This window comes from Paenibacillus sp. ATY16, from assembly GCF_003399985.2.
Classification (GTDB): domain Bacteria; phylum Bacillota; class Bacilli; order Paenibacillales; family Paenibacillaceae; genus Pristimantibacillus; species Pristimantibacillus glycanilyticus.
In genome coordinates this window covers 135,948-146,073 of the sequence record NZ_NMOK02000001.1, presented here as the reverse complement: position 1 = coordinate 146,073, position 10,126 = coordinate 135,948, and the positions used below count along the sequence as shown (strand labels likewise).

9 protein-coding genes are annotated in these 10,126 nt (G+C 50.5%); 1 reads left to right on the top strand and 8 read right to left on the bottom strand.

The genetic code is table 11. The features are described 5' to 3' along the window. Positions 1-344 precede the first annotated feature (344 nt). Positions 345-1,214, bottom strand: coding sequence for a nucleotidyltransferase-like protein (locus CFI03_RS31245; RefSeq protein WP_116393740.1), 870 nt, complete (start codon positions 1,212-1,214; stop codon positions 345-347). A gap of 160 nt (positions 1,215-1,374) precedes the next feature. Here CFI03_RS31245 and CFI03_RS00720 point away from each other — a divergent pair, with 160 nt between their 5' ends. Continuing rightward, positions 1,375-1,719: a YgzB family protein gene (locus CFI03_RS00720; RefSeq protein ID WP_162862750.1), complete on the top strand. Its 345-nt coding sequence runs from the start codon at positions 1,375-1,377 to the stop codon at positions 1,717-1,719. 63 nt (positions 1,720-1,782) lie between these two features. Here CFI03_RS00720 and CFI03_RS00715 read toward each other — a convergent pair whose 3' ends face one another. The 7 genes from CFI03_RS00715 to gatC form a co-directional block, all read right to left on the bottom strand. Next, entirely contained in the window at positions 1,783-3,492 is a 1,710-nt protein-coding gene (locus tag CFI03_RS00715) for a glycosyl hydrolase family 18 protein (RefSeq protein WP_248756131.1), read from the bottom strand. A gap of 216 nt (positions 3,493-3,708) precedes the next feature. Further along, positions 3,709-4,143 carry a peroxide-responsive transcriptional repressor PerR gene (perR, locus tag CFI03_RS00710; RefSeq protein WP_116393737.1) on the bottom strand — a complete coding sequence of 145 codons (435 nt, stop codon included), beginning with the start codon at positions 4,141-4,143 and terminating at the stop codon, positions 3,709-3,711. A 75-nt stretch (positions 4,144-4,218) separates the two neighbouring features. Next, complete coding sequence (locus CFI03_RS00705) at positions 4,219-6,075, bottom strand: DUF4097 family beta strand repeat-containing protein (protein WP_116393736.1); 1,857 nt, start codon at positions 6,073-6,075, stop codon at positions 4,219-4,221. Then, positions 6,057-6,698 carry an MgtC/SapB family protein gene (locus CFI03_RS00700; protein ID WP_373312825.1) on the bottom strand — a complete coding sequence of 214 codons (642 nt, stop codon included), beginning with the start codon at positions 6,696-6,698 and terminating at the stop codon, positions 6,057-6,059. The genes CFI03_RS00705 and CFI03_RS00700 overlap by 19 nt, the downstream gene beginning before the upstream one ends. Before the next feature lie 185 nt (positions 6,699-6,883). Further along, a complete protein-coding gene (gene gatB, locus CFI03_RS00695) occupies positions 6,884-8,326 on the bottom strand; it encodes an Asp-tRNA(Asn)/Glu-tRNA(Gln) amidotransferase subunit GatB (RefSeq protein WP_116393734.1) in 1,443 nt (480 codons plus the stop codon). Between the two features lie 14 nt (positions 8,327-8,340). Further along, positions 8,341-9,801 (bottom strand): Asp-tRNA(Asn)/Glu-tRNA(Gln) amidotransferase subunit GatA, encoded by a 1,461-nt coding sequence (gene gatA, locus CFI03_RS00690; protein WP_116393733.1) that lies wholly within the window; start codon positions 9,799-9,801, stop codon positions 8,341-8,343. A 32-nt stretch (positions 9,802-9,833) separates the two neighbouring features. Further along, positions 9,834-10,121, bottom strand: coding sequence for an Asp-tRNA(Asn)/Glu-tRNA(Gln) amidotransferase subunit GatC (gene gatC / locus CFI03_RS00685; protein ID WP_015842715.1), 288 nt, complete (start codon positions 10,119-10,121; stop codon positions 9,834-9,836). Positions 10,122-10,126 lie beyond the last annotated feature (5 nt).

Here is a 10,126-nt window from a genome sequence, read left to right as displayed (position 1 = left end):
ACTCTCCATTAAAGTGTTTGACTTGCTCATTCTTTTAAAAAAATCGCTTTTCCGTTATTTCTAACGGGGCAGTTTCGCTCGTTGTTCAGTTTTCAAAGAACAATTTGTTTTTCGTTCTTCGCCGTTTCTCTCAGCGGCGACTTTTATAATATATCACAGTCGCCTAGATGATTGCAAGCACTTTTTTTTCGTCTTTCGACATTTTTTTCAGCTGTCGATTTGGACTTTTTTGACCTGCCTCAAAAGCGGCGAGTATTAATGTACCATAGGGCCAAATAGTAAGTCAACCTTTTTCAAAAATAAAATACCCGTTCAAAAGCAACGGGTATTTTATGCTGTTTTTATCAGATGGCCGTTAACAAATACTTTAGTTCCATCACATCCGGATCTCCGTTCGCCGGCATAACCGCTACCTCACGGACGTAAGCTCGTTTGACCAGATTCTGAACAATCAGAGAAAGATCAATATGCAGCTCCTGAATCGGCGGATAGTTCTGCAGCTCGCATATGGTCCACGGTTCCTGTCTGCTGCTGATGGCCTCGAACAATAAAGAGCAGCAGGATTTCATTTTGTTCATTACCGTAAATTCGCAAGCAAGCATAACAAGCCGAACACGCTGTTCCAAAGATTCCGGACTTGCCGTCAATTCCTCGTACAGCTTGTAGACTCCCGGATGCACTCTGCGGATTTGCTTCCAAACCGTGAGCTCCGGATGATGCCCTTCTTCTATAAGTACGATGTGTGCCCAGTGATGAAGTGCCGCCATGACATGACTGTGCGCATCCAAAATATGATTGTCCTCAAGATCCTGCTTCGCTTGCAGATAGGTGCGCAGGAATCCGGAAAACTCGGCGAAGCGCTTCTGTTCCCGCATGATATCTGGAAATAACATCAATCGCTCACGAATATTCGTCAAGTAATTGTCGCGTTCCATCAATATCTCCCCCCGAACCATCCATTGGATCACGCTGCCGCTTCCGCCAGCTATCCATTGCTCCAAACGACCGGTGTCAACCGTACGAACCATAATCCTTCTGCCAAGCTGGCAAACATGCTCGGTTGTTTCATTAGCCCCACTCTCTCGCACAACAAGAACTAAAACGTCCAATCCTTCAATCACGGGATTATAAGGATACGGATTCTCGATTGCCACCAGACCCACTACATCCAGTTGCGAACGATACGTTTCAATAAAATACTGTTTCGTATTCACTTCGGCCTCCGTATAGCTAATCCATTTAGATTAAGCTATAATAATTATCTGTATAGTACTATCTTTTTCGACAAAGTGTGGCGGTTTCCTGCTTGCAAACGAAAAACCGTTAACCTTACATACGTCAATCGTCATGGAGAGGAATGGAATAGTGAATAAGATTTTTTTCAAATCGGCAAAAATCAATGAATTCCGTTTGTGGGGCCTCGTCTTTACGCTAGTTGGCATGGGAGTAATGATCATCGGGACAGGCGGAATCGTCTGGTGGGGGCACGCCGGCAAAATCTTCGCGGCGATCTTTATGGTCCTCGGAATGATCTCCCTCTTAATCAGTTGCGTCGTTTATTTCTGGGCAGGCATGATGTCGACAAGCGCCACCATGCTTGAATGTCCCGAATGCCACCGGCCGACAAAAATGCTTGGCAAAACCGACCGCTGCATGTATTGCAAAACGATGCTTACGCTTGATCCCGCTCAGGCAACGCATGAACCGTCGGTTGAATAAAACAGAAGCAGCCCAGGCGCTCATCGCTTGGGCTGCTTCTTTTATTACATCTATAAGGAAGTATTATGGCCTTTTGTTAATGGCTTCGTCAATGACGGGCCAGATCGAGGAAGTCTGGAAGGAACGGTTCCATGTGGCCACGCCGGCGAGACCAAGCTCACGCATTAGCTTCACACGGGATTGGATCGACAAAGCGTCCTCAATCCATATCCGGTTTAAAGCGCCATTCTCTTTATACTCCACGTAATTCTGTCCTGCAGCCTCGTCGAGCTTGGGAGTAAGCTTCTTGCTTGCGATAATATCTTTAACCTTGTCCATCCCTACCGCTTTGGAAGTCACTTTCCCGTTTTGTTCCGTCCAAATCCGGGTATATAGCGGCATACTTAGAATGATTTTGTTCGCGGATACGCCGTCTTCTTCGATTATCCGTTTGACCGCGCTTGCCGTCCAGCCAAGCGATGCAACGGAACCCGCTTCCGGGCTGGAAGCCCAATGCTCGTCATAGGCCATTACCATCATATAATCGACGGTATGCCCAAGCGCCGAACGGTCAAGGAACAGGGACCATAACTCGCTGTTGGATTTCGGCGTGACGTCAATCGATACGACAAGTCCCTGTTCATGGAGAAGAGGGGTTAGCTCTCTTACGAATTGAACCAGATTCGCTTTATCGGATGTGCGTACGTTCTCGAAATCGATATTAATGCCTTGAAGATGATAGGTCTGCGCAAAAGCGAGCAGCTGACGGATCATTTTGAAGCGTGTATCGGCCTTAGCCAAAGCTTCCGTTGTTTGATCGGGCTCAAAGCCATTGCTGAATAAAGCCCAAACCTGCATGCCTTGATCATGCGCCCAACGTACGTAAGCCGGATCCGCCTTGCCTTTAATCGTTCCCTGTCCATCCTGCAGCTCAAACCAGGTTGGACTTACTACATTAACCCCTTTTAGCGTACCGATGGAATCCGGATTCGGATTTTTATCGTATACGGCTTCCCAGGTGAGATTAATTTTGCTGCCGAGTACTTTCCATGGTATGAAAGCCTCTTCCTTGGCTGCTTGAGGAACCTTTTCTATGCTGGCCAGCTCTACATTGGACTTCTGCATATATCCCAGCTGTCCTTGCGGACCTTGCACGAATAACCATCCGTGTTCCTCACCCCAGATGCGGACCGTCTCGCCTTGCGGTACCTTTTCCGCGATAGGGGAATGGATGCTTGTCTTGGTCCGTATCGCGCTGCCTTTTGATTTCAAAGCTTTTCCTTGCTGAATAGATTCCCCTGCCTGGAGTAAAATAACGATGCCGGAGTCGGCCTTGTATTCCGTCTTGAGGCCGTAAAGTTCTTCAAGCGGCGTAATCGGTATATAAACGGCATCATCCTTGGTCTGTGCCGCGATATGCAATTCGTATGGCTTCTGATTGAGCTCTGCCGTCAAAGCATCCGTCTTCAGCCGCAATACTTTATTAGTCGTTGTCAAAATGATGGAACCGGTCTCCGCTTCGTAATATACGGGCTCGTCCGGTCCAAGCGCCTTTTGCAAAGCGGATATCGGAAGCATGACTTCATCATTTTGTATAAAAGCACCTTGATCCATGATTTCGCCTTGATAGGTTATCGGATGTTCCATTCCGTAGTCAGGAACCGCAATATGCTGATTCGGTATAAACTTCATGTAAATAAACCAAACGCCCATCGCTGCTGCGATAAATAACAGGAATAGCATCGTATACCATGCTCCCCCGCCTTTGCGGCGACGCGGCGCTCTGGTGTACATCGTCTCCAATTGCTCACTCTCCTAAAAAGAATTGTCACCCAAAATGGCCTGGTTAAGGCCGTTCGTGATGATTCTTGCGTCGAAAGCTTAAACTTAAAGAATTGTCACCCTAACAGCCTTATTACTGCTGCTTCTCTGTAAAAAAAGACGTGCAAATCCGCGATTTACCGCATCTATGCACGCCTTATTTCATCTTAACTATAAACAACCTACCGTTTACGCTCTTGCCGTCTCGCTGCAGCTGGAGCATACTCCGTAAATCTCCATACGGTGTCCCTCAACCATAAAACCGGTCTTATTGGAAGCAGCCCGCTCGACTTCAAGCAGCGGCGGGTATTCAAAATCTACGATCTGGCCGCAGCTTTTGCAAATCGCATGGTAATGGTCGGACAAATCCGCGTCAAAACGGCTGGAATCGTCACCGTAGGTTAATTCTCGAACTAGACCCGCTTCGACAAATAACCTCAAGTTATTATATATCGTAGCCACGCTCATACTCGGAAAATTCGGAGACAGCGACTTATAGATTTCATCGGCTGTCGGATGTGACATCGAGCCCATCAAATAACTCAATATGGCGTGACGTTGCGGGGTCATACGGACGCCATTCATCTTCAATTGCTCAATTGCTTCGGTAACGCTGGCTCCCATTCCCCTCACGCCTTTCTTTTACTAGATAGAACTATTGTACGTTCATTCAAAATGGTTTGTCAATGAAAGCGCTCATCAACCCGCCTCATTCATCTGTATGTAAATACTGTTAGTCGCATTCACTTGAATTCGGTAAGTACCCGCGCCTATAGTTCCTCGAACGGTTTTCTTGTTTACCGTAAGCGGCAGATCGGTCGTAATGCTTCCAAACGTTACCGAACCAAATACGGAATAGTCCCCTACCGCCGGAACAAGAAGCTTAATCTCCCCAACCGTGCTGTCCAAATCCCAATCCCCGCCCACTGTATGGCTAGTCAGCTCGATATTGCCGTTTAACGTAGATGCTTTCACCTCTCCGGATACTTCCTTCATGGCAATCTTGCCGTTTTTCGTGTCCGCCCCCACGCTCCCGGTAATACCGCTCAGCGTCATGGCTCCATTCCAGGTTTCGGCAGTCAGATTGCCGGTTAGCGCATCAACGGTAATCGCACCGTTCTTCGTGGATAAATCGGCAGCGCCCGTTACGGTCTGGAGTTTAATCCCTCCATTCAGACCGTGAATCACCAGCGGCCCTTCAATCTGCTGGGCTTCAACATCGCCATTGTCGCTCTTCAGCTGGACTCCGCCGGGTGCATTCAATCCGCTTGCGGATACGGGACCGTTATTGACATCAACCGTTACCGCCATTTGGGGAACGGAATTCTTTTCCGCTTCGTCTAAGGGAGTCTCCGTTGCATTCGAATTCGAATCCGAATTTGAGTCCGACCCCGGGCTCGGATCCGTAGACGGAATGTCCGTGCTTACCCCAGGATCCTGGGCGGTAACGGTTGTCTGCGGAACCGTAACGACGATATTAATGCGCGGTTTGCGGCTTCCGTTCGTACCGTATGGCTGGCCTTTCGCCGTTATCGTCATCGAATCGGCATCCGACACTCTTTCCACGGCCGAATTGTCTGCAATCTGTTGTGCTTCCTGCTCATCGGTGACGTCCACCCATACTTCGGTATCTATTACGAGGTGATCCGTGCCGCCGCCTCGGACCGTAACCTTCCCGTTCGGATTGGAGATTTTGAGCTTGGATATGGCCGCAGCGTCAAAAGGCACCGTATCCGTCTCTTTCACGAATTTATAGCCCTTCTCTTCGCCGTAATCCGGCGTACCGTTCAAATCAACATACTGGTCCAGCCAGCGGAAGGGAAGCTCGGCGTATTGGGTCACCGTAAAAGCAACAACGGATATAACAATAGCGATGATAGCTCCGGAAAAATCAAATCGCAGCTTTCTCGCCGCTTTCCGGTAAACGATGCTATAAATGATAATCTCGGCCCCGAGCAAAATAAATACGGCAGGCCACCACTTGCCCAATAAGGCTACGTCATTGCGGCCTTTCACCTGATCCCATAAGAGCAGGCCGCCAATTGCAATAATAAACACGGCGGCTGTGAACCGCCCCAATCGAAACATGGACTGATCTCCCTTCACTCGCGAAAACCATACAACAAGCGCCACCGCCATTAAAAACGGTCCTACCGCCATTTCCGCCAAGTCGTCCATCCACGGAATAAGCGCCGCGGGAGGGTCGGTCAAAATAAACAGCAGTACACCGGCAGCCATAATGAGCAGGCCGATTACCGGCGACAATTGATCCGTTGAACCATCCTTGGCATCAGCCCTGGTCTGCAGGGCATCAAACACGCTGATGAAATAGTACACCGGCAGCGTAATTCCCAAATAGACGATAAAGAGCAGATGCCTTGCCGCGTTTGCATCTGCCAACCTGATAATAGCCGCTATATCAAGAACTAGACCGGCGGTCAGGAGCAGTCCTCTCTGATAACGCCCCGTATACAAATGCCCGGCTCCGGGGAGCACGAATGCGAGTAATAACGTAAGAAGTCTGCTCTTTGGCCGATCTAATCCGAGCTCACGCAATGCACGCCCTCCATCTGCTTGATTTGTTCCAGTAAAGCCAATAACGATTCATTCTTCGGCAATTGCACGGTCAAATGAAGCATAAACTGCTGCACGCCCTGCTCATGCTTCGCGCTTTCCTCCAGCATGACCTTGCGGATCGTAATCTGCTTCTCGGTCAGCAGAGCGTTAAGCGTAAGGACAATGGTGGATTGCTCATCCGCCTGAAGGACTAATTTATGCTCCCGCTTCGTGCTGATGTATCTTTTCTCCAGCTTGTTGAAAGCCCAAAGAATAAGCAGAACCAGAACCGTTGTGGTTACCGCGGCAAAATAAAATCCTGCGCCTACCGCAAGCCCTATCGCCGAGACCACCCACAAGGAAGCCGCCGTCGTCAGCCCCGTAATGGACTTGCCCGTAAACAAAATCGTGCCTGCCCCGAGGAACCCGACGCCGGTTATAACAGCCGCCGCCAAACGGGCCGGATCGACCCGAACATTCGTCTCGTTAACAAAAGAAGAAAAACCATATATCGATAAGAGCATTAGCAAACAAGAACCGATACATACCAAAATGTTCGTGCGCAGCCCTGCCGCATGGTTCGACTGTTCGCGCTCGAGGCCGATCAGTCCGCCGAGGAGCATGGCGAGAAGCAGCCTTAACCCGAGATGAAACTCATTAATGTACCATGGATTCGCGAGATCATGACCCAAGTGCAGCACAACCTTTCATCATGATAATTGTACCATATTAGTATGCATAAGGACCTGCATTCCATGAAAAGACGCCGCCCATCGCTTAGGATGAGCGGCGTCAAAAAAATCGGCAATTAGGCTTTCAGACGTTCAAGCAGAAGCTTATTCACGAGAGCCGGATTCGCTTTGCCTTTCGTCTCTTTCATAATTTGGCCGACCAGGAATCCGATCGCTTTATCTTTGCCTGCTTTAAAGTCTTCTACCGATTGCGGATTCGCTTGAATGATCTGATCCACTACGGCCACAAGCGCGCCTTCGTCGCTGATTTGGACGAGGCCTTGCTCTTCAACGATCTGCTGCGGCAGTTTGCCGGATTCCAGCATCGCCTTGAAGACCGTCTTGGCGATCTTGCTGCTGATGGTGCCCTTCTCGAGCAAACCAATCATCTCTCCAAGACCTTGGCCGGTAATCTTCACTTCGGAAAGCTCCAGGCTGTTGGCGTTCAGATAGCCGAGAAGATCACCCATGATCCAGTTGGATACCGCTTTAGCATCCTTCGTATAGTTCAGGCTTTCCTCAAAGAAGTCTGCAAGCTTCTTCGAAGAAGTAATGACTTCCGCGTCATAGGAAGGCAAGCCGTATTCGGTTGTGTAACGCGCCTTGCGCGCATCCGGCAGCTCCGGAATAGAAGCGCGGACCCGGTCTTTCCATTCCTGGCTGATGTTCAAGCGAACCAGGTCAGGGTCCGGGAAGTAACGGTAATCATGCGATTCTTCCTTGCCGCGCATCGAGAAGGTTTTGCCCAGCGTATCATCAAAGCGGCGCGTCTCCTGCACAACGAGGCCGCCTTCATTCAAAATCTCCGCCTGGCGGATTTGTTCGTATTCGAGACCGCGCTGAACGCCGCGGAACGAGTTCATGTTCTTCAACTCGGCACGCGTACCGAACTTCTCTTGCCCGTATGGACGAAGGCTGATGTTAGCGTCGCAGCGGAGGCTGCCCTCTTCCATCTTCACGTCCGATACTTCGCAGTACAACATAATCGCTTTCAGCTTCTCGAGGTAAGCCTTCGCTTCTTCCGGCGTGCGGATGTCCGGTTCGGATACGATCTCGACAAGCGGCGTACCGACGCGGTTAAAGTCAACAAGGGAAGCATATCCGCCGTCAACGTGGGTCAGCTTGCCGGCGTCTTCCTCCAGATGGAGGCGGGTAATGCCGATCCGCTTGGTCTCGCCGTTTACTTCGATATCAATCCAGCCGTTCTGGCCGATTGGCTGATCGAACTGCGAGATCTGATACGCTTTTGGCGAATCCGGATAGAAATAGTTTTTACGGTCGAACTTGCTAATGTCGGCGATTTCGCAATTAAGCGCCATTGCCGCTTTCATCGCGTATTCGACAGCTTGCTTGTTCAAGACGGGCAGAACGCCCGGGTGCCCGAGACATACCGGACATGTATGAGTATTAGCCGGAGCTCCAAAGGCCGTAGAGCAGCCGCAGAAAATTTTACTGTTGGTATGCAGCTCCACGTGTACTTCGAGACCAACTACCGTTTCGTATTGAGTCGCTTCAGACATCGTTATTTCTCCCTTCACCCTAGCTGCGGCCGTAATTTATGGAATTCGGTTTGCTGCTCAAACGCATGAGCCGCACGCAGCACGGTCGATTCATCAAATGCCTTGCCGATGATTTGCAGGCCGATAGGCATGCCGTCCGCCGTTCCGCACGGAACGCTGATTGCCGGAATGCCCGCAAGGCTTACCGGAATCGTGCAAATATCGTTCAGGTACATCGTCAGCGGATCGCCAACCTGCTCGCCAATCTTGAACGCCGTTGTCGGAGCCGTAGGGCCGATGATGATATCGTATTGGTTGAAGACATTATCGAAGTCCTGCTTGATCAGCGTGCGGACCTTTTGCGCCTTCAGGTAGTACGCATCGTAATAACCGGAGCTAAGCGCGTAAGTACCGAGCATGATCCGGCGTTTCACTTCCGGACCGAAGCCTTGGCTGCGCGATTTGCGGTACAGATCGATCAGGTTCTCCGGGTTGTCCGCGCGAACGCCGTAACGAACGCCGTCAAAACGCGCCAGGTTGGACGATGCTTCCGAGGAAGCGAGCAGATAGTAAGTCGCAATCGCGTATTCGGTATGCGGCAGCGATACTTCCTCCCACGTTGCGCCCATGCTTTCGAAGGTTTTGAGAGCCTGCATAACGGCTTCCTTCACCTTCGGATCAATGCCCTCGCCAAGGTACTCTCTAGGCACGCCAATGCGAAGACCCTTCACATCGCCGGTAAGAGCGCAGGTGTAGTCCGGGATATCAACGTTAGCGGATGTCGAATCCTTCTCGTCGTAACCCGCGATCGATTGCAGCACGTAAGCGGAATCTTCAACATTTTTCGTGAGCGGACCGATCTGATCCAATGAAGAAGCAAACGCTACGAGACCAAAGCGGGATACCAAGCCGTATGTCGGCTTAAGGCCAACAATGCCGCAGTACGCAGCCGGCTGGCGGATGGAACCGCCCGTATCGGAGCCAAGGGAGAAGTAGACTTGTCCCGCGGCAACCGAAGCCGCGGAGCCGCCGCTTGAACCGCCCGGAACGTATTCCGGATTCCATGGGTTGCGAGTCGGATAGTAGCTGGAGTTCTCGTTCGAGCCGCCCATCGCGAACTCGTCCATGTTCAGCTTGCCGATCGTAACCGACTGAGCGGATTTCAGCTTGGATACCGTTGTTGCATCGTAAATCGGATTATAGTTGCTCAGGAATTGGCTTGCGCATGTCGTAAGCAGCCCTTCCGTTACGATGTTATCCTTCACGCCGGCCGGCAGTCCGAACAGAAGACCGCGTTCGCCGCCCTCCAGAAGCTGCTTGTCCAGGCTATCCGCCTGGCGACGGGCATTCTCTTCATTTAATGTTAGGAAAGCCTTAATCGTTTCGTCTGTCTCCGCAATCCGGCGGTAAGAAGCGTCCACCAAATCGGAAACCGTCAATTCTTTGTTATTAAGCTTGCTATGTACATCCTGTAGGCGTAAATCAAACAGTGACAACAGCAGTTCCTCCCTTCAAGTACCTTAAAGTTCTATTCCAATACAGCCGGCACTTTAATCTGGCCGTCCTCTTCGTCCGGTGCGTTAAGCAGCACTTTTTCGATCGGAAGCGATTCGCGGGTAATATCTTCCCGCATCACGTTCGTAATCGGCAGCACGTGGCTGGTCGGCTCTACATTGTCCGTATCCAGGCTGTCCAGCTTTTCCGCATATTTCAGGATCGCATTCAGCTGTCCCGTAAATTGTTCTTTTTCTTCATTCGAGAGCTCCAGCCGCGCCAAATTCGCAACATGCTCTACGTCTTTAATCGTAATGCTCATGGATG

What these genes read in the sequence shown, in the direction of transcription:
- CFI03_RS00715 (WP_248756131.1), bottom strand. Translation starts at nt 3,492, where the DNA reads ATGTACACCAGAGCGCCGCGTCGCCGCAAAGGCGGGGGAGCATGGTAT.
- gatC (WP_015842715.1), bottom strand. Translation starts at nt 10,121, where the DNA reads ATGAGCATTACGATTAAAGACGTAGAGCATGTTGCGAATTTGGCGCGG.
- gatB (WP_116393734.1), bottom strand. Translation starts at nt 8,326, where the DNA reads ATGTCTGAAGCGACTCAATACGAAACGGTAGTTGGTCTCGAAGTACAC.
- CFI03_RS00700 (WP_373312825.1), bottom strand. Translation starts at nt 6,698, where the DNA reads ATGCTCCTCGGCGGACTGATCGGCCTCGAGCGCGAACAGTCGAACCAT.
- perR (WP_116393737.1), bottom strand. Translation starts at nt 4,143, where the DNA reads ATGGGAGCCAGCGTTACCGAAGCAATTGAGCAATTGAAGATGAATGGC.